Annotated in this window: 19 protein-coding genes; 12 read left to right on the top strand and 7 right to left on the bottom strand. The window is 33.2% G+C overall.

Annotation, left to right across the window (positions count from 1 at the left end; genetic code table 11):
- Positions 1 to 218 precede the first annotated feature (218 nt).
- Positions 219 to 1172 carry a tetratricopeptide repeat protein gene (locus tag ACFS5M_RS05325; RefSeq protein ID WP_183486546.1) on the bottom strand — a complete coding sequence of 318 codons (954 nt, stop codon included), beginning with the start codon at positions 1170 to 1172 and terminating at the stop codon, positions 219 to 221.
- Between the two features lie 141 nt (positions 1173 to 1313).
- Here ACFS5M_RS05325 and ACFS5M_RS05320 point away from each other — a divergent pair, with 141 nt between their 5' ends.
- From ACFS5M_RS05320 to ACFS5M_RS05305, 4 genes are all read left to right on the top strand, one after another.
- On the top strand, positions 1314 to 7418 hold the full coding sequence (locus ACFS5M_RS05320; RefSeq protein ID WP_183486529.1) for an alpha-2-macroglobulin family protein: 6105 nt from the start codon (positions 1314 to 1316) through the stop codon (positions 7416 to 7418).
- Between the two features lie 98 nt (positions 7419 to 7516).
- Positions 7517 to 7891: a DoxX family membrane protein gene (locus tag ACFS5M_RS05315; RefSeq protein ID WP_183486527.1), complete on the top strand. Its 375-nt coding sequence runs from the start codon at positions 7517 to 7519 to the stop codon at positions 7889 to 7891.
- A gap of 108 nt (positions 7892 to 7999) precedes the next feature.
- The gene (locus tag ACFS5M_RS05310) at positions 8000 to 8491 is read left to right on the top strand and encodes a hypothetical protein (RefSeq protein ID WP_183486525.1); all 492 of its coding nucleotides are present in this window, start codon (positions 8000 to 8002) and stop codon (positions 8489 to 8491) included.
- Positions 8492 to 8493: 2 nt separating this feature from the next.
- Positions 8494 to 9885 (top strand): T9SS type A sorting domain-containing protein, encoded by a 1392-nt coding sequence (locus ACFS5M_RS05305; RefSeq protein ID WP_183486523.1) that lies wholly within the window; start codon positions 8494 to 8496, stop codon positions 9883 to 9885.
- Position 9886: 1 nt separating this feature from the next.
- On the opposite strand, the gene ACFS5M_RS05300 is transcribed toward ACFS5M_RS05305, so the two are convergent.
- The 4 genes from ACFS5M_RS05300 to ACFS5M_RS05285 all read right to left on the bottom strand — a co-directional run bounded on the left by ACFS5M_RS05300 (position 9887) and on the right by ACFS5M_RS05285 (position 13378).
- The gene (locus tag ACFS5M_RS05300) at positions 9887 to 10414 is read right to left on the bottom strand and encodes a DUF4136 domain-containing protein (RefSeq protein WP_183486521.1); all 528 of its coding nucleotides are present in this window, start codon (positions 10412 to 10414) and stop codon (positions 9887 to 9889) included.
- Between the two features lie 30 nt (positions 10415 to 10444).
- The gene (locus tag ACFS5M_RS05295) at positions 10445 to 11149 is read right to left on the bottom strand and encodes an ion transporter (protein WP_183486519.1); all 705 of its coding nucleotides are present in this window, start codon (positions 11147 to 11149) and stop codon (positions 10445 to 10447) included.
- Between the two features lie 14 nt (positions 11150 to 11163).
- Positions 11164 to 12162 carry a GTPase ObgE gene (gene obgE, locus ACFS5M_RS05290; RefSeq protein ID WP_183486517.1) on the bottom strand — a complete coding sequence of 333 codons (999 nt, stop codon included), beginning with the start codon at positions 12160 to 12162 and terminating at the stop codon, positions 11164 to 11166.
- Between the two features lie 106 nt (positions 12163 to 12268).
- A complete protein-coding gene (locus ACFS5M_RS05285; protein WP_183486515.1) occupies positions 12269 to 13378 on the bottom strand; it encodes an adenylate kinase in 1110 nt (369 codons plus the stop codon).
- A gap of 138 nt (positions 13379 to 13516) precedes the next feature.
- On the opposite strand from ACFS5M_RS05285, the gene ACFS5M_RS05280 reads away from it, so the two are divergent.
- The 6 genes from ACFS5M_RS05280 (at position 13517) to ACFS5M_RS05255 (ending at position 19314) form a co-directional block, all read left to right on the top strand.
- Positions 13517 to 14671 carry a 5-(carboxyamino)imidazole ribonucleotide synthase gene (locus ACFS5M_RS05280; protein WP_183486513.1) on the top strand — a complete coding sequence of 385 codons (1155 nt, stop codon included), beginning with the start codon at positions 13517 to 13519 and terminating at the stop codon, positions 14669 to 14671.
- A 1-nt stretch (position 14672) separates the two neighbouring features.
- Positions 14673 to 15152 (top strand): 5-(carboxyamino)imidazole ribonucleotide mutase, encoded by a 480-nt coding sequence (gene purE / locus ACFS5M_RS05275; RefSeq protein ID WP_183486511.1) that lies wholly within the window; start codon positions 14673 to 14675, stop codon positions 15150 to 15152.
- Between the two features lie 348 nt (positions 15153 to 15500).
- Positions 15501 to 17537: a M3 family metallopeptidase gene (locus ACFS5M_RS05270; RefSeq protein ID WP_183486509.1), complete on the top strand. Its 2037-nt coding sequence runs from the start codon at positions 15501 to 15503 to the stop codon at positions 17535 to 17537.
- Between the two features lie 4 nt (positions 17538 to 17541).
- Positions 17542 to 18444 carry a TIGR01777 family oxidoreductase gene (locus ACFS5M_RS05265; protein ID WP_183486507.1) on the top strand — a complete coding sequence of 301 codons (903 nt, stop codon included), beginning with the start codon at positions 17542 to 17544 and terminating at the stop codon, positions 18442 to 18444.
- Positions 18445 to 18492: 48 nt separating this feature from the next.
- Positions 18493 to 19047, top strand: coding sequence for a sigma-70 family RNA polymerase sigma factor (locus ACFS5M_RS05260; protein WP_183486505.1), 555 nt, complete (start codon positions 18493 to 18495; stop codon positions 19045 to 19047).
- A complete protein-coding gene (locus ACFS5M_RS05255; RefSeq protein ID WP_379898103.1) occupies positions 19048 to 19314 on the top strand; it encodes a hypothetical protein in 267 nt (88 codons plus the stop codon).
- On the opposite strand, the gene ACFS5M_RS05250 is transcribed toward ACFS5M_RS05255, so the two are convergent.
- Positions 19282 to 20121 (bottom strand): hypothetical protein, encoded by an 840-nt coding sequence (locus ACFS5M_RS05250; protein WP_183486503.1) that lies wholly within the window; start codon positions 20119 to 20121, stop codon positions 19282 to 19284. The genes ACFS5M_RS05255 and ACFS5M_RS05250 overlap by 33 nt on opposite strands.
- A gap of 119 nt (positions 20122 to 20240) precedes the next feature.
- On the opposite strand from ACFS5M_RS05250, the gene gcvP reads away from it, so the two are divergent.
- Together gcvP and ACFS5M_RS05240 are read left to right on the top strand one after the other, a co-directional pair.
- A complete protein-coding gene (gene gcvP / locus ACFS5M_RS05245) occupies positions 20241 to 23090 on the top strand; it encodes an aminomethyl-transferring glycine dehydrogenase (protein WP_183486501.1) in 2850 nt (949 codons plus the stop codon).
- 182 nt (positions 23091 to 23272) lie between these two features.
- The gene (locus ACFS5M_RS05240; RefSeq protein WP_183486499.1) at positions 23273 to 24331 is read left to right on the top strand and encodes a 3-oxoacyl-ACP synthase III family protein; all 1059 of its coding nucleotides are present in this window, start codon (positions 23273 to 23275) and stop codon (positions 24329 to 24331) included.
- Between the two features lie 7 nt (positions 24332 to 24338).
- Here the strand turns inward: ACFS5M_RS05240 and ACFS5M_RS05235 are convergent.
- The coding region (locus ACFS5M_RS05235) for a T9SS type B sorting domain-containing protein (protein ID WP_379898100.1) at positions 24339 to 25132 on the bottom strand (794 nt) is incomplete at its 5' end.

The raw sequence follows: 25132 nt of genomic DNA, 5'->3' as shown, positions 1-25132 counted from the left end.
AGTCTAAAGGGTAAAGTTTTTAAAATCTTAGAAGAAATTAAAACACAAATTATGGGATTTTTAACGTGGTTTGAAATGACTAGTAAATAGCGTTAGGGATTGAACGGTGTGTTTGAGCTCTTTTTATTTTTTATACGCGATTCGATACGGTTAGTTAAGGAATAACAAAAATAAAAAAGCGAGTAGTGAAAGCGCGACCTGTAAGGGAACGCCCAAAATTAAAGGCTAAGAATACGCTCTTTTTCGGTTTTAAACACAGTGATTTGAGGGCGTTCTGAAAGCGCCAAATTGATATGTTTTAAGGCCTTAGCTTTATGGTTTTGGTGCTTGTAAATTTGAGCCAATCGGTAATGTGCCCAAGCAATGGGAACACCATCTTCGGCAGAATAATTCTTGATATAAGTTATTAAACACTTGGTGCCTTTTGCCAGTTGTATATTATACTCTGCAGCTATTTTTCCTATTTGGTAGTGCAAGGCATTACGCTGGTGTTTAGCCTGAGAAGCTTCAATAGTCGCTAAGGCTTTTTCTGGTGCATTTGTGTTTTCATAAAAATTAGACAGCTTTTCAAAACAAGTAATAGAACCACCTTCTGTTATGGCCTTTTTATAATAAATTTCTGCAAGTTCTGGCTCATCATCATATTCATAAATATAACCTTTTGCCAAATAGCCATCGACTTTAGACAAGGCTTCTAACTCGTTAGCATATTTTAAAGAAGTGCTTTGACTACCTCCAATAATTCCTGGCAATTGCATGTACAATTCGACCAAAGCCCAACGTGTATTAATATGATTTTTGTCTAATTGTGCAGCAGTTAAAAAGGCTTCCTTTACATCGCCAATTAAAGTTAATGCTTTTAATTTATTGACTTGCAAAGTTTTCATTGCTAAAGCACCTCCATATTTATAATGGTAATTCGCTTCTTTAGGACTCGCTTTGACCAATTTTTTATACTGAACAATTGCAAAATCCCATTTTTCTTGATAACCAAAAGCATCTCCATAAAACTCTAAAGCTTTTAAATTATTAGGATTATCGGTAACATACGATGATAATAACTGCTCTGCTTCTACATATTTTTTTTGCTGAAGTAATTGCTCTGCTTGATCAAGAGGAGTCTGACTCAAGCATAACATAGGAAATAATAAAAAAGCAAAAAAAGTTTTCATAAACTAATGGTCGATATTTCAAAAGTAACCTTTCTTGTTTACACATAAAAATACTAACTTCACTAACCCAAACGCAGACTTTACTCATTATGCGAATTTTTGGAACACATTTTGAAGTTAGTTTTACGAAAAACTATTAATATGAAAAAAGCCATCACACTATTTATGATTATCCTTTTCGCTCATTTTTCTCAAGCCCAATCAAATGATTATGACACGCTTTGGAAAAACATTGGACACCTAGAAAGTAAAGGGCTTACGCAATCGGCCTTAAAAGCTGTTGAAGCGATTAGCATCAAAGCAAGCACTGAAAAGAATTCTGCTCAAATAGTGAAAACTCTTGTCTATAAAAGCAAATATGCTTTAACACTTGAGGAGGATGCGCAACTTAGTATTATTAACGACTTTAAAACTGAAATCACCCAAAATGCTGCTCCTACCAAAAACTTATTAGAGAATATGCTCGCCAATTTGTATTGGCAGTATTTTAATCAGAATCGTTATCTGTTTTATAATCGAACAAAAACTGAAGAAAAAATAGATACTGAGGATTTTAGAACTTGGGACTTACAGACGCTTTTTGCTGAAATTCATAATCATTACCAACGCTCTTTAGAAAATGGACTGTTATTGCAACAAACACCATTAGAGCAATATAATGTGCTTTTAAATGTTCAAAAAAACTCTAGAACCTTCAGACCTACTCTATTTGATTTACTGAATCATAATGCTTTAGAGTTTTATAAAACTGATGAAAACAGCATCACAAAACCTGCCTATAAATTTGAAATTGATCAACCGAGTTATTTAAGTGATGTGGCAAAATTTAATAGTTTAAAACTGTCATCAAAAGATTCAACATCTTTACAATTACACGCCTTAAAGATTTATCAAAATTTATTGCAATTTCATGCGAAAGATAATTCGCCAGAAGCCTTAACAGATGTCAATATTGAGCGTCTCAATTTTGTAAGACAACACGCCACGTTTAACAATAAAGATTCCATATATTTAAAAGCCTTACAAGCCGAAAGTGTACATCATAAATCGCATGCTGTTTCTGGTTTGTATAATTATGAAATCGCACGTCTATACTATCAACAAGGTCATACATACCAGCCAAAAAACAATGAAACATTTCGTTGGGAAATAAAAAAAGCATTAGCCCTTTGTGATGCTGTTTCATCTAAATTTCCTAAAAGTATTGCTGCACAGAAATGTGAGGTTCTGCGGTCTCAAATCATGCAACAAACTTTACAAATTCAAGCTGAAACTCATATACCAATTCAGCAAGATAGTCGATTTTTAATACGTTATAAAAACATAGAAGCGCTCTCATTTATTGTTTACCAATTATCTGAATCTCAATTTGAAACCTTAAATAAAACCTATAGGCAAGACGAACAACAACAATTTATTCAGAGATTAAAACCTCTAACAAATTGGGAAAGCACATTACGTGACGAGAGTGATTTCCAAACACACACTACTGAAGTACTTCTACCAAAACTTAATAATGGACGTTACCTTATTTACGCGACACCAAATAACAACTCTAGTACGTTTGCGTTTACAACGCTACAAGCAACCAATATGGCTGTTATTGAAAGCACAGTAGATAACAAGTCGGTTTTTCAAGTCATTAATAGACATCATGGAAAACCCATTCCTGAAGCACATGTAAAAGTCACCTATCAAAAGAATAATAACGGGAAGTTAATCACCGAAAATTTAACCTCTAATCATAAAGGAGAAGTCAGTATTACCAAAACGATTATTCGTTATACCAATGTCAAAATTGAAGTTACTCATAATGGGGAAAAAGCCTATTTTGGTGATTATTATATATACCAACGCAATACCAATAATAACGATAAAAACAAAACGACTTACAAAGGGTTTTTGTTTACAGATCGAAGCATTTATAGACCAGGACAAACGGTTTATTTTAAAGGAATTGCCATGAAAACAAAAGATGGTCATTCTGAAGTATATCCTGACGAAAAATTAACTGTTACTCTCAGAGATGCCAATCATCAGGAGTTAAAAACTTTAGCGTTTGTGACAAATGATTTTGGTTCTTTTCAAGGTGAATTTGTTTTGCCAAACTCTGGGTTAACAGGTCGTTTCAATTTAAATATTTCTAGTAAAAAAGTACATTTAGATGGCAATGCTAATATTTCTGTTGAAGAGTATAAACGTCCGAAATTTGAAACTAGCTTTCTTCCAATTACTGAAACATATAAAGTTAATGACAATATTACTGTTAACGGACAAGCCTTAGCTTATGCTGGATCAAACATTACTGATGCAAAAGTAGTATATCGTGTGCACAGAAAAGTAAAATATCCTGAATGGTATTATTGGTATCGACCTGCATTTATTAGTGAACCTCAAGAAATCACTCATGGTGAAACCATTACAGATGCCTCAGGAAATTTCGAAATAAAATTCAATGCACTACCTGATGAAAGTGTAGACCAAAAAAGCTTGCCTATTTTTTATTATGAAGTGACTGCAGATGTTACTGATTTAAACGGCGAAACACGTAGCTCAAGGACCACTATAAGTGTTGGCTATCATGCATTATTGGCCAACCTATCTATTAATAATAAACTAGATAAGACCAATAAAGAGCATAAAATCACTATTGATACAAAAAACCTTAATGGTGAATTTGCTCCAGCAAGTGGCACAGTAAAAATATTCAAATTAATTGCGCCAAATACTGTCTTAAGAGCAAGACCTTGGGCTGCTCCAGATTACCAAGACATTCCTGAATCTGAATTTAAAAACAAGTTTCCACATGATGCCTATAAAGATGAAGACAATAGCGCTACTTGGAAAAAAGGCAAACTGGTTTTTGATGAAAAATTTGACACCTCTAAATCTAACGAGCTTGAATTAGGGAATATTAAAAAATGGAGCTCTGGTGCTTATAGTATTGTTTTAGAAAGTAAAGACCAGTATGGACAAGTCGTTAAAGATGAAATTAAAACCACTTTATATAGTGACAAAGATGAGACTTTAGCCGACCAACAACTGTTTAGCATCACCACAAATAAAGACCAATATAACGTTGGGGATTTGGTAGAAATAACTTTAGCTTCTGCAGCACAAGATTTATACGTCACAGTAGATATTGAAAAAGATCACAAAATTATTAAACAAGATATCGTTCATCTAAACGCCAACAAAAAAACCATCAGTATTCCAGTCACTCAAAACGATGTTGGAGGCTTTTCGGTGCATTATAGCCTTTCGGCATTTAACAGTTATCAAGCTTCCTCTTTAAATATTGCGGTTCCTTATCCTAAAACCGAATTGGAGATAGAAACGTTGACGTTTAGAGACGAGCTTCAACCAGGAACAGATGAAACCTGGCGTTTTAAAATTAAAGGCCCTCAAGGCGAAAAAGTTAGTGCAGAACTATTAGCAAGTATGTATGATGCCTCATTAGATCAATTTACATCTCCTGGTTGGAATTTTAACCCTATTCAGCAACCCCATTATTATTCTAATAATCGCAGGAATGCTGGACGTAGTTATGGCACTAAAGGCTTCAGAGTGTATAATCCGCATAAAAATACGGCATATTATGCGTATCAAAGTTATGACCAACTCAACTGGTTTGGATTTTATTTTGGACAAGGTCATTACATGTACAGAGATACAAATATGATGGTCCGCAGTGAAAACATTCAAGAAGTGCAAGTTGCAGCAGCGCCACTTGAGGAAGCTGAAGCTGATGCAACAAATGAAATTTCATATGGATTCAAAAGTGAAAAAGCTTTAATATATAATCATAGAACAGAACAAAGCGGTGGACATTTCACTTCTGAAATAACTAAAAAAGAAGAATCAGACTTTTCAGGCGTAACGATTCGTAAAAACCTACAAGAAACGGCTTTTTTCTTTCCACAGTTACAAACCGATGCAGAAGGTCATGTGAGTTTCAGTTTTACAACACCAGAAGCTTTAACCCAATGGAAATTACAACTCTTGGCGCATACAAAAACGCTGAATCATGCAACCACAAATTTAGAAACAGTGACTCAAAAAGAATTGATGGTCATTCCTAATGCACCACGTTTTTTACGTGAAGGTGATGAAATTGTTATTAGTTCAAAAATTGTAAATCTTACGGAAAAATCACTTTCTGGCGAAGCTGTTTTACAACTTTTTGATGCTGTAACAGGCGAACGTATAGACAAAAAGCTATATACAGAAGCTGAAATTCCAAGCCCTAAATATTCTGGTGCTTATGGAAATAGATCTTTTACTGTAGATGCCAAAGGCAACACACAAGTGGCTTGGTTGCTTTATATTCCAGACGATGTGCAAGCAGTTCAATATAAAGTTATTGCACAATCTGGCGACTATAGTGATGGCGAGCAAAATGCCCTTCCTGTATTAACAAACAGAATGTTAGTCACTGAAACCTTACCCATGTGGATACGCTCAAATGAAACAAAAACGTTCACTTTAGACAAGCTAAAAAACGTGTCTTCAACGACACTTAAACATCATAATTTGGCTTTAGAAATGACGAGCAATCCTGCGTGGTATGCTGTTCAAGCATTGCCATATTTAATGGAATATCCTTATGATTGTAATGAGCAAACCTTTAGCAGATATTATGCTAACGCCTTAGCAAGTCATATTGCGAATAGTAATCCTAGAATTCAAGAAGTCTTTAATCAGTGGAAAAATACAGATGCTTTATTAAGCAATCTTGAAAAAAACCAAGAATTGAAATCGTTGTTAATTCAAGAAACCCCTTGGTTACGTGATGCACAAAGTGAATCTGAGCAAAAAAAACGAATTGCGCTGTTATTCGATTTAAACAAAATGAATAATGAATTACAGTCGGCTAAACGCAAATTAGAAAACAATCAAATGTCAAATGGAGCTTGGCCTTGGTTTGCAGGAGGGAGACCTAGTAGATACATCACGCAGCACATCATTACTGGTTTTGGGCATCTAGACCAACTTGGTGTTTCGTCGAGCGCAGTCGAAACGTCATCAATGATTCAAAAAGCAATACGCTATTTAGATGCCGAATTTGTTCAGGAATACAAAGACATCAGAAAATATAATGCTAATGTTGATTTAACTAAAGACCATTTAAGTTATACACAATTGCATTATTTATATATGCGAAGTTTTTATCCTGATATTGAAAAATCAAACGAAGTACAAGAAATTACCAGCTATTACCTAAGTCAAATTTCAAAATATTGGTTATCACGATCTTTATACGCTAAAGGTATGATGGCTTTAATTTCTGAGCGATTAGATGATAATAAGACAGCAAAAGCCATTTTAAGATCATTGAAAGAAACGAGTATCACTTCTGAAGAACTAGGCATGTATTGGAAAGAAAACACAAATTCTTGGTATTGGTATCAAGCTCCAATTGAAACACAAGCCCTTTTAATAGAAGCGTTTGCTGAGATAGAAAATGATATTGAAACTATTGACAATCTTAAAATCTGGTTATTAAAGAATAAGCAAACCAATCGTTGGAAAACCACCAAAGCAACTACTGAAGCTGTTTATGCTTTGCTATTACAAGGTAGCGATTGGCTAAGTGTTACAGATATGGTTGATGTGGTTATTGGACATCAACCTATCAATCCAAAACAGTTAGAAACGGTTAAAGTGGAAGCTGGAACAGGCTATTATAAAACCTCTTGGAAAGGTGACGACATCAAACCAGAAATGGCAGATGTAAAAATTACCAAAAAAGGAAAAGGCATTGCTTGGGGAAGTTTGTATTGGCAATATTTTGAAGATTTAGATAAAATTACTTCAGCAGAAACACCTTTAAAATTGAAGAAAAAATTATTCCTTAAAACCAATACTGATGTAGGTGAAAAAATTTCAGAAATCACTTTAGACACAAAGTTAAATGTTGGTGATTTAGTTAGAGTTCGTATAGAGTTAAGCGTTGATAGGCCAATGGAATTTGTACACATGAAAGATATGAGAGCTGCTGGATTAGAACCTGTAAACGTATTATCTCAATACAAATGGCAAGATGGTTTAGGGTATTACGAAAGCACTAAAGATGCATCAACAAATTTCTTTTTTGATTATTTACCAAAAGGCGTTTTTGTCTTTGAATACGATTTACGCATCAATAATTCTGGACACATGAGTAATGGCATTACCACGATTCAAAGTATGTATGCTCCAGAATTTAGTAGCCATAGTGAAGGCGTTAAAATTACAGTAGAATAAAACCATTTGTTAGTAACTCGTTAATAATACGACGAATGCATAGAAATAGTGATGATGCTATTTTATAACTTACAATCTAACTAACAAATAATAACATTATGAATTCAAAAGTTTTAATGGTTCTAAGAATTTTACTTGGAGTCTTCGTGCTAGTCTTTGGACTAAACAAATTTTTAGATTTTATGCCAATGCCAGAATTATCAGCAGAGGCAGGCGCTTATTTTGGAGCTTTAGCCTCAGCAAAAACAATGGTTCTTGTAGGTATTGTTGAAATTGTAGCTGGTTTAGCTTTAATTTTTAATAAATATGGTGCTCTTATGGGACTTATATTAATGAGTATTTCAATAAATGCCGTATTATTTCATGCGGTATTAGATCCAGGTGGTATTGGAGGTGCTGCAGTATTATTAGTCTTAAACTGTATCGCACTTTATGGTTATAAAGACAAGTATAAAGATTTACTTGCAGGTTAATAGCAAGAAAAAGAGGCTTAATAAGCCTCTTTTTTTTTTCTCATATAATTTCATTCCACTGGCTTTAATCATTAACTTTGAAGACATTTTTTTAGTTAAAGCACAACCATGTCTATTTTTAAATTAACAAAAATCACTACACTACTCTTCATTCTGTTTGTAGTCATGTCCTGTGCTTCAAAACAACAAGTTTCTTCAGAAGATCTTAAAGTAATTTCAAAACCTCAGCTTCTATTTTTAAATTATAGTATTAGTAAGAATGCTAGCGATGAAAAAACTATCGTTTTAATGAATCAAATAATTACTGATGGCAAATTAAAAAACAAGTCGAAAACCGAAGAAAAAACAAGCATTGAAGATTTAGAATGCTTAATTCTAGATAAGGATTTTAATGAATTAGAAAAAATATCAATACAAAATCCGTTATTAAAAATAGTGGAATTTGTCAACGATTTAGGTAACTTTGAAAAACGAATTTTAGATTTAGACTCAGCACAATTCTCAATAAGATTACAATTGAAACCAAAAGCCAAACATATAGTTATTAATGAATTAACTCCGTTAGGCGTAAAAAGACACATCACCACTAAAATTAATTAATCATGAAGCAACTTTTACTTTTAATCGTTTTATTTTTTAGTGTTCAATTAACTTATACTCAAGTTTTTGATGTAGAAGCTATAAAAACTTCTGGCCTTGATGAAAAGCGTATTAACCTTGTTATTCTAGCGGATGGTTATACTGTAGGTGAACTCACTCAATTTGAAACTGATGCAACTTTGTTTATGGATGACCTGTTTAGCCAAGAACCTTTTGCGTCCTACGAAAATTATTTTAACGTATATATTATAAAAGTTATTTCAAATGAAAGTGGCGCTTCACATCCTGGCACTGCACCTGATGAACCTGGACCTCCAGATCCTGTTGTTCCTGTACTTTCAGTAGATAATTATTTTGGCACTGCTTACGATAGTTTTAATATTCACAGATTGCTTTATACACCTAACTCAGGATTAGTTAGTACTGTTTTAGCTAACAACTTTCCAATGTATGACCAAGCGCTTATCTTAGTAAACTCACCTTATTATGGTGGAAGTGGAGGTGAGTTTCCTGTAGCTTCTACTGGAACTGATGCTAGTGAAATTGCTATTCATGAATTAGGGCATTCTTTTGTAGACTTAAAAGACGAATATTATCCTGGCGATCTTCTTGCTGAAGAAGCTATTAATATGACTCAAGATAACAATCCGTTGACTGTAAAATGGAAAAATTGGGTTGGAATTAATGCTGTTGGCATATTCCCTTATGGTGCTTCAGAACCAGAATCAAATTGGTTTAGACCTCACGAGACCTGTAAAATGAGATATTTAGGGTTTGATTTTTGCGCTGTTTGCAAAGAAGGTATTATTGAAAAAATTCACAGCTTAACCTCTCCTATTGATTCCTATAATCCTGCTAGTGCAACGATTAACAATCCTACTTTTCCTATAGATTTTCAATTAACTGTCGTTGCTCCTATTCCGAATACTTTAGAAAGTTCATGGACACTTAATGGCAGTCCTTTTGCAACCAATATGGACGCTGTACAAGTTCAAGAAAGTGATTTAAATGCTGGCTTAAATAATTTAACCGTCGTTGTGAATGATGCGACAACTTTAATAGATATTGATGGTCATGAATCTCTCCATTTTTCTACTGTATCCTGGAGTATAGATAATACTTTAGGGATTCAAGATGTTGAAGCAAATAAATTCAATATAACCATGTATCCAAATCCTTCAAAGCATTATATCACTATTAAATCTGAAAACACTTTAGGTCAAACTGTTGTGGTTGATATTATTAGTATGGATGGAAAACAGGTAAAAACAATAGATATTTCTAATAATGAAAGATCGCAAATAAATATTAGCGCCTTAAGTCAAGGCTTATACATTGCTAACTTTTATGCTAATGATGTTTTAATTACAAGCAAAAAACTGATTAAAAACTAGTTTACTTTTTTGTTTTTAGAGGATACTTTTTAAATACTTTTTCTATGAGCACTCTTAGACGTTCTTCGCGTTTTTCAGGTGATGCTTTTGGATTATAGCGACTCTCACTTACAGCTTCCCAAAATAGTCCAACCTCATTTTCGTCTACAAATTCAAAAATAATTTGTCGTGTAATCTGAGTCTGACCAATAGGAATTCCTACAGAAACACCACCACCAACACTCCTACCACTTCCTCCTACACCTACTCCTACAGTATTACGTTGTTCGTTTTGATATTCTTCACTTTGAATATTAATATAAAAATCTGGTGTATCTGAACGTACCAAACCTTGTAACTGCAATTGTTCATCTAAGAGAGAAAACAGCCGCTTCGTATCAAATGCACTTAAGCCAGTATCTATATCTTGGTAATAATTATACGTCTTATATTTAGAAAAGTCTGTTCCCTTTTCATAATCTTGAGTTACATGTATTGGCGCACATGCCACCAAGAGTAATGCTATCACACACACTTTTAAAGCTTTCATAGTCACATTTTGATTAAAGTTAATCAAAAATTATTCCTTTTTATCTATAGATTTTGTTAAAGCTGAAGAAATGATTCCTGTAGGTATAGCAACAATACCTAAACCGATCATTAAAATAATAAAAGTAAATATTTTTCCACCAACAGTAATAGGATAAACATCGCCATAACCTACAGTGGTTAATGTAATAATTGCCCACCAGAGACTATCAAAAATAGAAGAGAAGTGTTCTGGTTGTGCTTGATTTTCAAAATAGTAAATCCCAACAGCGGCAAAGTATATAAGTATTAGTGTTATAAAAATAAAGAGGAAGATTTCTTCTTTTGCCGATTTAATCGCTCGTGTAAAATGATTCATTGCGTTGTTATAACGTACCAATTTGAGAATACGAAACAAACGTAAAAAACGTAAGGCTCTTAAGGAACGTAAATCGACTCCAAAAGATAAATAAAAGGGCAGTATGGCTAAAAAATCAATGATTCCAAAAAAACTAAAAATGAATTTTAGCTTGTTATCAGTCACATAAATGCGCAAAAGATATTCAGCAGTAAATACAATCACACAAAACAGTTCAATAGATCTTAAAATGGTTTTAGTTTGTGGTTTGAGATGAGGTATCGTTTCAATTGAAAACGTAATTATAGAAAGTAAAATTAAAGCTTGAATAAAAAAAGCAAAGTATTTGCTAAGCTTGTTATCATTTATTTCAACTATACTTTTAATGTAAGCCTTCATAATTGTGCTAAAATTTAATCATTTAACATATTCCAGAGTTTGTCTTTTAATTCTGTTAAACCTTGTTGCGCTACAGACGAGATAAACATATATTCTATAGGCAAGTGATTATCTAATTCCTCTTTGAGTTCTGCCTTTAATTCATCATCAAGCATATCGCATTTAGATATCGCAATCATTCGGTCTTTATCAAGCATTTCAGGATTATATCGTCTTAACTCATCTAATAGAATATCATATTGTTTTTTAATATCATCTGCATCAGCAGGAATTAAAAATAGTAAAATAGAATTTCGTTCAATATGACGTAAAAAGTAATAACCAAGTCCTTTTCCTTCTGCTGCACCTTCAATAATTCCAGGAATATCTGCCATAACAAAAGTTTGGAACTCACGATGCTTAACAATACCCAAATTGGGTTTAAGTGTTGTGAATTCATAATCGGCTATCTTTGGTTTTGCAGAAGTGACTACAGATAATAGCGTCGATTTTCCAGCATTTGGAAATCCAACCAAACCAACATCAGCAAGAACTTTAAGCTCTAGAGTAATGTCACTTTCTTCAAGTGGCATTCCAGGTTGAGCATAACGTGGTGTTTGATTGGTTGAAGACTTAAAGTGCCAGTTTCCACGACCACCTTTTCCTCCTTCAGCAATAATTCTTTCTTCACCATCTTTAGTGATTTCAAAAATAACATCGTTCGTTTCTGTATCTCTTACAACTGTCCCTAGAGGCACTTCTATATAAACATCTTCTCCATCAGAACCACTACTTCTACTCTTACTCCCATGTCCACCATGACCTGCTTTAATATGGCGTTTAAACTTAAGGTGTAAAAGTGTCCATAAGTTAGCGTTCCCTTTAATAATAACATGACCTCCACGACCACCATCGCCACCATCTGGACCACCTTTGGTAATAAATTTCTCACGATGTAAGTGTACAGAACCTTTACCACCTTTTCCTGAAGAAACGTGCATTTTCACATAGTCGACAAAGTTACCTTCAGTCATAATTATTTAGTTTAAAACTTCGTTTGAAAAATACTTAAGAACTACTAATTGTTTACCTTTAAATTTCAAATCGTTAGTCATAAAAAGGGTTTAAATTTATGGAAGTTTATAGTTGGTCTATAACCTTACTTAATCGAACTGTTATTTCTTCAATACTACCAATACCATCGACACCAAAATACTTGTCTTGGGCAGTATAGTAATCTTTAAGAATTGCTGTTTTAGTATAGTATTCTTTTATTCTATTTCTTATAATGCTTTCGTCTGCATCATCTGCTCTACCACTTGTTTTTCCGCGTTCCAATAAACGCTGTACAAGTACTTCATCATCTACTTCAAGAGCAATCATGGCATTAATTTGCGAATCTTTACGCTGCATTAATTGATCTAAAGCATCAGCTTGAGCATTTGTTCTTGGAAAACCATCAAAAATAAACCCTTGTGCATCAGCATTTTTTTCTACTTCAGCTTCTAACATATCAATAGTCACTTGATCTGGAACCAACTCGCCTTTATCCATATAAGATTTAGCCAACATGCCTAAAGCGGTTTCATTTTTAATATTAAAACGAAAAACATCACCTGTAGAAATATGTACTAAATTGTATTGCTCTTTTAAAAAATTTGCTTGTGTTCCTTTTCCTGCTCCAGGAGGTCCAAATAGGACTAAATTTGTCATGTGTTGTGTTGTTTTTATTTGATAAACTTCAGGTAAATCACGACCTAACCCATCATAATCTAGTCCGTAACCAACTATGAATTTATCAGGTATTTCAATACCAATGTAATGTAATTTATAATCTTTTTTATAGGCTTCAGGTTTGTAAAATAAAGTGGCTATTTTTAGAGTTTTGACCTGTTCATTTTTAAAAATTCTATGCACTTCAGAAAGTGTTTTTCCAGAATCTATTATATCTTCTAAAATCACTACACTTCTTCCAGTTAAGTCCTGAGTTAAACCAATAAGTCGTTGAATATCGTCAGAAGATTTTAAACCTTCATAAGACGCTAACTTTATAAAAGTGACTTCGCATGGCTTAGGGTATTTTTTTACAAAATCGCTTACTAACATAAACGAGCCATTTAAAATTCCTACAAATACAGGAACTTCATCTCCTAAATCTAAAGCGATTTGATCAGCCATTTTTTGAACTGCAGCATCAATCTCTTCAGCAGATATAAACGGTTTAAAATATAAATCGTGAAGCTTAATCATTTAGGACACCCTTGTTTTTTATTAATACTTAGCAAAGATAATGATTTGATTAAGCTTTTACGATTTTTTGATTTATGAATTTAGAAACAATTTGATATTTAAGTGTACTTTTGTATTCAAGATTAATTGCACAACACAATGAATTATTTTTCTTCAGATTTTAAACTTGGAATTCTTGGTGGAGGTCAGCTCGGTAAAATGTTACTTAACGAAACTAGAAAGTTTGATATTTACACTTGTGTTTTAGATGCTAACAACGAAGCTCCTTGTAAAATTGGGAGTCATGAGTTTCACCTTGGAAGTTTAATGGATTTTGAAACAGTTTATCAATTTGGAAAACAGGTAGATGTGTTAACCATTGAAATTGAAAATGTTAATGTTGATGCGCTGGACAAATTAGAAAAGGAAGGTGTAAAAGTATATCCTTCTTCCGATACTTTACGAATCATTCAAAATAAAGCGACTCAAAAACTATTTTATATAGACCATAATTTACCAACAGCGCCTTTCTCGCGGTTTGCCTATAAATCTGAAATAAAAGACACTATTGAAAATGGTGGACTAAAGTTTCCGTTTGTTTGGAAGGCAACTCAATTTGGTTATGATGGAACTGGAGTTAAAGTCGTTAGAAGCCTAGATGATTTAGAGCTTTTACCAAAAGGTGAATGTATTGCAGAAGAATTAATCCCTTTTAAGAAAGAGTTATCTGTAATTGTTGCTAGAAACATTAAAGGTGAAATCAAGACTTTTCCTGTTGTAGAAATGGAATTTCACCCTGAAGCAAACCAAGTTGAATATGTGATTTGCCCAGCAAGAATTGATTCAGAAATTGCAAAAAAAGCAGAACACATTGCTTTAAAAACATCAGATGCACTTAAACATGTTGGCCTATTAGCTGTTGAATTATTTTTAACGCAAAGCGATGATATAATTATCAATGAAGTTGCTCCAAGACCTCATAACTCAGGCCATCAAACTATTGAAGCCAATTACACCTCACAATTTGAACAGCATATACGAGCTATTTTAAATTTACCCTTTGGGAGTACAGCTAGTAAAGTTGGTGGAATTATGGTAAATTTGGTAGGTGAAGAAGGCCACGAAGGAAATGTTGTTTATGAACACATTGAAGAAATTATGAATATGGAAGGCGTTACACCTCATATTTATGGTAAGAAAAAAACGCGGCCATTTAGAAAAATGGGACATGTGACTATTGTACACGAAGATATAAATGAAGCAAGAATAATTGCTGAAAAAGTTAAAAACACAATTAAAGTAATAAGTAAATAACATGAGTAAAGTAGGAATAATCATGGGCAGCAAAAGCGATCTTCCAGTAATGCAAGATGCTATTGATATTTTAAAAGGGTTTGATATTGAAGTGGAAGTCGATATTGTTTCGGCCCATCGCACACCAGACAAGATGTTCGATTATGGAAAAAATGCTCATAAAAACGGAATTTCTGTTATTATTGCTGGTGCTGGAGGTGCAGCACATTTACCAGGAATGATTGCATCTTTATCGCCTCTTCCAATTATTGGAGTTCCAGTTAAAAGCAGTAATTCTATTGATGGTTGGGATTCTGTTTTATCTATTTTACAAATGCCTGGAGGTGTCCCAGTTGCTACTGTTGCATTAAATGGCGCAAAAAACGCAGGAATTCTTGCAGCCCAAATTATTGGCACATCTGATTCTTGTGTTTTAGATAAAATATTAGCTTATAAAGAAGGTTTGAAAATTAAAGTCAACGAATCTTCAAAAAATTTATAAAAAAATAACCTCAAGATTTCTCTTGAGGTTACAAACGCTATCAATTAATTTCTTAATATGAGATAAATCTCAAATAAAAAAACCATTACTCAAAATTATACTATAATTAGTTTATTCATTTAAAATTAAGCGTTGAATTTGTTTTTTTTGATAAAGAGTAAACAAAATCGATGAAACACATAAATTTCAATTATTATGAAAGAAAAAACCTCGACGCCAATCGAGGTTTAATAAATACTAACCAACTATTTAATTATGAGTAACCACACTCAATAAAAAATTTAAGCAAATATAAGTAATAGTTATTATGCGTGCATAATAAAATTGAATTTTAACAAAAATTTAAAAATGTCAAAGAATATACTTTTAGAATCATTTAAAACAGAATTTCAATCTGCTCCATTCTCTAAAATAAAAAACAACGATTTTCTACCTGCTTTTAAACATGCGATTAAAGTTGCTAAGACCGAAATTGATAACATCCTAAAAAATAGTGAGGCTCCAACGTTCAAAAATACTATTGAAGCCTTAGAATTTTCTGGAGAACAACTAGACAGAATATCAAGTTTATTTTTTAATTTAAATTCTGCTGAAACAAATGAAACTATTCAAAAAATTGCCCAAGAAGTTTCTCCACTATTATCAGAATTTAGTAACGACATCACACTTAATGAAGGTTTATTTAAACGCGTAAAAGCAGTTTATGATACTCAATCGCATTTAGAATTAACTACAGAACAAAAGACTCTACTTGATAAAAAATATAAAAGTTTTTCAAGAAATGGAGCTAATTTATCACAGGAGAAGAAGTTACAACTTCGAAGCATTGATAAAAACTTAAGTCAATTAAAATTAAAATTTGGCGAAAATGTTTTAGCTGAAACAAATGCTTTTGAAATGTTAATCACTGATGAAAATGATTTGTCAGGATTACCAGAAGGTGCAAAAGAAGCTGCAAAACAAATCGCAGAATCTAAACAAAAAAAAGGGTGGATGGTTACCTTAGATTACCCTAGTTATATTCCATTTATGACTTATGCTAACAACCGAGAATTGCGTAAAAAATTAGCCATTGCGTCTGGAGCAAAAGCTTTTAAAGGTAATCATCTAGACAACCAAGATATTGTTTTAAAACTTGCAAAACTTCGTCATCAACGTGCAAATTTACTAGGCTATAAAACACATGCTCATTTTGTTTTAGAAGAGCGTATGGCCAAAACACCTGAAACAGTTCAACGCTTTTTAAATGAATTATTAGAAAAAGCCAAACCTGCAGCTTTACGCGAGTTTAAAAACCTTGAGAACTTTGCTAAAAAATTAGATGGTATTGATCAATTACAAAAATGGGATTCTGCCTATTATTCTGAAAAATTAAAGCAAAAATTATTCAGTCTAGATGAAGAACAATTAAAGCCGTATTTCAAGTTAGAAAATGTTATTCATGGTGCATTTACTGTTGCTCAAAAATTATTCGGTTTACAATTTAAAGAAATCAATACCATAGATAAATATCATGAAGATGTTTTAACTTATAAGGTTGTAGATGCATCTGGTGAATTGGTTTCAATATTCTATGCCGATTTTTTCCCAAGACCAGGTAAACGCAATGGTGCATGGATGACCAGTTATAAACCACAAAGTATAAAAGATGGTGTAAATAACAGACCTCACATTTCTATAGTCTGCAACTTTACAAAACCTACAAAAAGTAAACCATCACTTTTAACATTTAACGAAGTCACTACACTCTTTCATGAATTTGGTCATGCTTTACATGGTATGCTAGCAAATACAACTTACCCTAGCCTCTCTGGTACAAGCGTGTATTGGGATTTTGTTGAATTACCTAGTCAAGTTTTAGAGAATTGGTGCTACGAAAAAGAAGCTCTAGAGCTTTTTGCAAAACATTATGAAACTGGTGAAATTATTCCAATGGCCTTGGTTGAAAAAATAAAAGAATCTGCAACTTTTCATGAAGGCATGCAAACCTTACGTCAGTTAAGCTTTGGTTTACTAGACATGTCGTGGCATGGACAAGACCCTTCAAATATTGATGATGTTAAAACTCATGAAACAGAAGCTTTTAATAGCACAAAATTGTATCCAGACGTTGCAGAAAACTGCATGAGCACTTCTTTTTCGCATATCTTTCAAGGTGGTTATTCTTCTGGTTATTATAGCTATAAATGGGCTGAAGTCCTAGACGCAGATGCTTTTGAATATTTTAAAGCCGAAGGCATTTTCAACAGAACAGTAGCCAATAAATTTAAGGATAATGTATTAAGCAAAGGTGGCATCGAAGATCCTATGACACTTTATAAACGTTTTAGAGGTCACGAACCTAAACCTGAAGCTTTATTAAAAAGAGCTGGACTTATTAAATAAATTCATGAAAACAATACTAATTGCAGGTGGTTCGGGTTTTATAGGACGCGTCTTAGAACGTTTCTTTAGCAGTAAAGGTTATCAAGTAAAAATCCTTACTAGAAGTCCAAAACGCGCAAATGAAATCTATTGGAATGCTAAACATATTGAAGATTCATGGAGTAAAGAATTAGAAAACTTAGACGCTTTAATTAATCTTACAGGAAAAAACATAAATTGTAGATTCACAGATAAAAACAAACAATTAATTATTTCGTCCAGAGTTAACTCTACAGAAGTTTTAGGTAAAGCCATAGAAGCCTGTAAAAACCCTCCGAAAGTTTGGATGAATTCTTCTACAACATCAATTTATAAGTCTTCTTATGATGTTGAAATGAGTGAAAACAACCATCAAATAGGTGACGATTTTGAAAAAGAAGTGGCTACTTTATGGGAAGCGGCCTTTTATAAATATGAAAACCCTAAAACTCGAAAACTTGTCATCCGCACTTCACTAGTTCTAGGAGAAGAGGATGGTGCATTTGTTCCTCTAAAAAAATTAACCCAATTTGGTTTAGGAGGAAACGCAGGCAATGGTAAACAAAAAGTAAGCTGGATACATAAACACGATTTTGCTAGAGCTATCGATTTTTTAATCCAGAATGAGAAGGCAAAAGGACCATTTAATTTTTGTGCGCCAAACCCAGTTACTAACAAAGTTTTAATGAAAACCTTTAGAAAGACTCTGAATATGCCTATTGGAATTCCAAGCCCTAAATTTATATTAGAGATAGGTGCATTTTTCATGCGAACAGAAACTGATCTTATCCTAAAGAGCCGAAATGTCATTCCGAAAAAGCTATTAAAATGCGGATTTACATTTAATTTTAACACTATTGATATGGCGTTAAAAGACTTGATTGATTAATTATTAATCCTATTTTCTTACTTTTGAAAAAAAACTAGCTAGATAAATATGCCTAAGCATTTTATAGATCCAAATAAATGGATTGATTTGTACTCAGATTACTTATTCAATTACACCATTTCTCGAGTCAATGATAGAGATTTGGCGAAAGACTTGGTACAAGACACTTTTTTTGCTGGCTTAAAATCTATGAAAAATTTTAAAGGTGAAGCCAGTGAACGCACTTGGTTGGTTTCTATTTTAAAACGAAAAATTATAGACTATTATAGAAAAATCAATTCTAATAAAGGTAAAGCTGAAGTTAGAATGAGTTATAATAGCGATTCTGAAACTGAAGGTGATTGGTTAGAAGAACGCGTTGCAGATCCTTTTGACAAAACAGCTGAAGACACTATAGAGAATGAAGAACTAGGCAATGCTATTTATGATTGCTTAGACCAACTTCCAGAAAAACAGGCTGCTGTTTTCAGAAAAAAAACTATTGAAGGTCTTGATACTGAAACAATTTGTAATGAACTAAACATAACTGCGTCTAATCTTTGGGTTATTATTCATAGAGCTCGTACAACAATGGCAGCATGTATGGAAAAAAACTGGTTTTAAATGATGTCTAAAGAAAATAGTATAAGAAAAGCTTGTGAAAAAGCAAATCATGTATGTGACAAAACTCAATATAAAGAAGCGTCTTTAATTGAGAAAATCAAACTAACGATACACCTACTCTATTGTAGAGCTTGCAGAAAATATACTAACAACAATCAAAAACTGACAAAGATTGTTAAAGATTCAAGAATAGAGTGTATGAGTACTAAAGAAAAAGAAGCTTTAAACGAGTCTTTAACCGAAGCCATAAAAGAGCACCAAGATTAACCATAAAATAGGTAAACCTTCCACCCAAAAAGCACTATAATATTTGCCTTGATTTTCTCTTGAGAAGGCGATAAAAAGTAAAAGTATAAACGTAAATACTAATAATATTAGAGTGTTAGCTTGATAAATTTGATCTTTAAAAAATTCCGAAAAGAAAAAAAGCATCACTAATAATATTCCTATAATCTTCGTTTTTTTAACTCCAATTCGTTGTGGTATTGTTGATAATTTTAAACTATCATATCTCAAATCTCTTATTTCAAAAGGAATCATTAAAACCAACACCAATACAAACCGTTGGAAAGCGGTTATAAAAACATCTAAGGTTAATGGTATTTCGTTATCAATTATCGGAAGAAATACAGTAACACCACTCCACACTAAACCAATTACGTAAATTTTAAGTCCACTAATCTGACGTAAATTATGATGCTTATCTACAAACACATTTCGTGGTAAAAAAGGAATCGCATAAAAAAAAGTAATTGCGCCTAGAACCAAAATATAGAGCCATGTTTTAATTTCTAATTGAAAAGCATAATAGCAGAGTGCCACAAAGCAAATCAATGAAAATAATTGAATCACTTTTAACCAGTTAGCTAAGCTTCTATGATGAAACTTGGCCAAACCAAAATACTTCACAAAATTATATCCAGTTATAGTTCCAAAAAAATTAAAATACAAGACAGATTCGTCATACGAAATACCAAATTCTAAAAGGGTAATCCATGTTAAAGCATAGACGCTTAAGGCCACATGAATACTAGCATTAGTATAAAAATCTAAAATGTGCTTTAAGATTCGCATATACAAAAATACGCAAACTGTTAATAACCTTTCTTTTTGGTTAAAAACTTTGAGATATAGACCTAAAATAACTTGAACAATTCCTTATTTTTGCGTGACAAAAACTCAACTTTTCAAGAATGAACACAAATGCTTTTGCACTTCGTCATATTGGTCCTAGAGAAGACGACCAAAACCAAATGCTTAAAACCATTGGTATAGATAGTTTAGACCAACTTATATATGAAACTGTTCCAGATGATATAAGGCTACAAAAAGGGCTGGATTTGGATGAACCGATGAGTGAACAAGAATATTTAGTACATCTTAATGAAGTTGCTAAAAAAAATAAAGTTTATAAAACATATATAGGTTTAGGCTATCATCCTACGATTTTACCTCCAGTAATTCAACGCAACATTTTAGAAAATCCTGGATGGTACACAGCCTATACACCATATCAAGCTGAAATTGCTCAAGGTCGTTTAGAAGCCCTTTTAAACTTCCAAACTATGATTACAGACCTTACTGGAATGGCCTTAGCAAATGCTTCGCTCTTAGATGAAAGTACTGCAGCTGCTGAAGCGATGAGTTTGCTTTTTGCTGTTCGCGAACGTGACCAAAAAAAAGCTGGTATAAATAAGTTTTTTGTTTCAGAACTTTGCTTGCCACAAACTATTTCTTTATTACAAACAAGAGCTAATCCTATTGGAATTGATTTGGTTATAGGTAACGAAGATGATTTTAATTTTTCTTCGGAATTCTTTGGAGCCATTCTTCAATATCCAGGAAAAAACGGCCAAATTACTGATATAAAATCGTTTATCGCTAAAGCAAAAGTAGCACAAATTAAAGTAGCTGTCGCTGCAGATATTTTAAGTTTAGTAAAACTAGAGGCTCCTGGTAAATTTGGTGCAGATGTTGTTGTAGGTACAACCCAACGATTTGGGATTCCAATGGGTTATGGCGGACCACATGCTGCTTATTTTGCAACCAAAGAAGATTACAAACGTGATATTCCTGGTAGAATTATTGGTGTGACCAAAGATACTAATGGAAACAGAGCATTACGTATGGCTTTACAAACTCGTGAGCAACATATTAAACGGGATAGAGCAACATCTAATATATGTACTGCACAAGTTTTATTAGCAGTAATGGCAGGAATGTATGCTGTTTACCATGGACCGAAAGGATTACAATTTATTGCAGATCAAGTACACCATTCGGCTACAACATTAGCGAATGCATTAGAAAAATTAGGATTTCAGCAAGCAAACACATCGTACTTTGACACGCTTCAAATTAAAACTGATGCGAAAAAAGTAAAAAAAGTAGCCAAAGAAAAGAAAGTTAATTTTTTCTATCCAGATGAGGAAACTGTTTATATTGCTTTAAACGAAACAACTTCGGTTAGAGATATAAATTATATCATTTCTATTTTTGCTGAAGTAGCCAACAAAGACACTTTTTCAATATCCTCGTTTACTGAAGGAAATAATATTCCTAAAGCACTAAAAAGAACAACAGATTTCTTGACACTTGACATCTTTAATTCGCATCATTCGGAAACCGAATTAATGCGATACATTAAGAAACTTGAACGTAAAGACTTATCCTTAAATCACTCGATGATTTCTTTAGGGTCATGTACCATGAAATTAAATGCTGCTGCAGAAATGCTCCCTTTAAGCTGGTTTAAATGGGGAAATATTCACCCTTTTGCACCTTTAAAACAAGCTAGAGGCTATGCAACTATTTTAAAAGAACTAGAAGATCAACTGACTGAAATTACTGGTTTTGCTGCAACATCTTTACAACCAAACTCTGGAGCTCAAGGTGAATTTGCTGGGCTAATGGTAATAAAAGCTTACCATGAATCTCGAGGTGACCATCATAGAAATGTTTGCTTAATTCCAAGTTCTGCACATGGCACAAATCCGGCTAGTGCTGTAATGGCAGGAATGAAAGTCGTGGTCACAAAATCTACTGCAGAAGGTAATATAGACGTAGAAGATTTACGAGAAAAAGCACTACTACACAAAGATAATTTATCCTGTTTAATGGTTACTTACCCTTCTACTCATGGTGTATATGAAGCATCAATTAAAGAAATCACTAAGATTATTCATGATAATGGTGGACAGGTTTATATGGATGGCGCTAATATGAATGCTCAAGTAGGACTTACTAATCCAGGAAACATTGGTGCAGATGTTTGTCATCTTAATTTACATAAAACGTTTGCTATTCCTCATGGTGGTGGTGGACCAGGTGTAGGACCAATTTGTGTTGCTAAACAATTAGTCCCTTTCTTACCTGGAAACCCAATCGTAAAGACTGGAGGAGCACAAGCGATTACTGCTATTTCATCTGCACCATTTGGTTCAGCTTTAGCGTGCTTAATTTCCTATGGCTATATTAAAATGCTAGGCGCAGAGGGCTTAACTCAATCTACGAAAATTGCTATTTTAAATGCAAACTATATCAAACATCGATTACAAGGAAGTTTTGATACCTTATATTCTGGTGAAAGAGGTCGTGCTGCACATGAAATGATAGTTGATTGTCGTGAATTTAAAGCCAATGGTATAGAAGTTACAGATATTGCAAAACGTTTAATGGATTATGGTTTCCATGCACCAACAGTTTCATTCCCTGTAGCAGGAACCTTAATGATTGAACCAACAGAAAGTGAGAGCAAGCAAGAAATTGATCGTTTTTGTGATGCTATGATTTCTATTAGGAAAGAGATTGACAGCACAACTAAAGAAGATACAAATAATGTCCTTAAAAACGCACCACATACTTTAGCAATGGTAACTGCTAATGAATGGCATTTACCTTATTCAAGGGAAACAGCGGCTTATCCTTTAGAGTACGTTCAAGACAATAAATTCTGGCCTAGTGTAAGACGTGTTGATGATGCTTATGGTGATAGAAACCTAATTTGTACTTGTGCACCTATTGAAGAGTATATTGACGCATAATTTTCTTTCGAAAACAAATAATTAAAGCCTTCTTAATAGAAGGCTTTAATATTATTATTAGTAAAATAAAGTGCTTAATTTTTAGGAATTTGATAAAAATGCGACTAATAAATGTAAAACATGCCTTATTTTTCATTATATTGATTAGTTTCGTAATAGCCTAACGTATTAACAATAAAATCATGGCAATAAAAATCACAGGAACTGGTAGCTATATACCAGATGTCGTAGAAAAAAATGAAGATTTTCATCAGCATGAATTTTTAAATACTGATGGCTCCTCAATAAATCATCCCAATGAAATTATTGTTAAAAAGTTCAAAGCCATTACAGGAATTGGAGAACGACGTTATGCAAGCGAGCATTTAACCTCTTCAGACCTTGGTTTTTTTGCAGCTGAAAAAGCCATTGCAGATGCTGGTATAGATCCTGAAACATTAGATTATATTATTGTTGCACATAATTTTGGCGATGTAAAACATAACACCATTCAAAGTGATATTTTGCCCTGTTTAGCCTCAAGAGTTAAGCATAGTTTACGTATAAAAAACCCTAAATGCGTGGCTTACGACATCCTTTTTGGTTGTCCTGGTTGGATTGAAGGTGTTATACAGGCACAAGCTTTTATTAAAGCTGGAATGGCAAAAAGGTGTCTAGTTGTAGGTTCTGAAACCTTATCAAGAGTTGTTGATATTCATGACAGGGATTCTATGATTTATAGCGATGGTGCTGGAGCTACCATTATAGAGGCCACTGAAGGCGATGATGGTGTTTTGGCGCATGAAACCGCAAGCTACACCTATGATGAAGCATACTACCTCCATTTTGGAAAATCTAATAACCAAACGCTCTGTCCAGATACTAAATACATTAAAATGGATGGTAGAAAAATCTATGAATTTGCTTTAACTAATGTCCCTCAAGCAATGAAAAATTGTTTAGATAAAAGTGGTGTAGCCATTCAAGATGTAAAAAAAATATTTATCCATCAAGCTAATGAAAAAATGGACGAAGCTATTTTAGCGCGCTTTTACAAACTATATAATATAGACATTCCCGAAGACATCATGCCTATGAGTATTCAAAAACTAGGAAATAGTTCGGTAGCCACTGTACCGACTTTATTTGATTTGGTAAAAAACAATAAATTAGAAAACCAAAGTCTTACAAAAGGTGATGTGATTATATTTGCAAGTGTTGGTGCAGGCATGCATATCAACGCTATTGTTTATAAATATTAGTCTTTGTCTATCGTTTCAATGTAAAATGAGAAACGAATGTTAAATTTTCTCCAAAATATTTATAATCAACCCTATACCAATAATCATCTGAAGGCATATTCAAGCCTCTATATGTTCCATCCCATTTACTACTTTGATTGTGTAATGTCTTTAATAATTTCCCATATTTATCAAAAATATAAACTATATACTGACATTCATTAGACTCTAATTCTAAACTCCAGACATCATTAAAACCATCATTATTAGGCGTGAAGAACAGTTTCGTTTTAAAACAACCTAATTGCTCTTCAAAGCATAATAACTCAACTTGACCTAAGTTATCTGTACATCCTTTAGCATCTTCTGTAACAACAATAGTATCATACATGCCTGATGATAATCCTGCGATTAATAAATCACCTGAGGCATCAGACATTTGCATCACTGTTACTGGTGTTCCTAAATAATTATAAGTCACGGTGTAGTCTGTACTTGCATTCAAATCTGAAATGGTAATACTACCATCAGCTAAAGAACAATCTGTAGGATTTGTTGATACTATTGAAGCTACTAAAGTTGGCGCTTCTAATTCTAAATCGCCTAAGTTATCTGTACAGCCTGTAGCATCTTCTGTAACAACAATGGTATCATACACGCCTGATGATAATCCTGCAATTAATAAATCACCTGAGGCATCAGACATTTGAATCACTGTTACTGGTGTTCCTAAATAATTATAAGTCACGGTGTAGTCTGTACTTGCATTCAAATCTGAAATGGTAATACTACCATCAGCTAAAGAACAATCTGTAGGATTTG

The organism is Lacinutrix iliipiscaria, assembly GCF_042686125.1.
Taxonomy (GTDB): Bacteria; Bacteroidota; Bacteroidia; order Flavobacteriales; family Flavobacteriaceae; genus Oceanihabitans; species Oceanihabitans iliipiscarium.
Note: the sequence above shows the minus strand (reverse complement) of the source record. Positions and strands in the feature narration are given on the sequence as shown.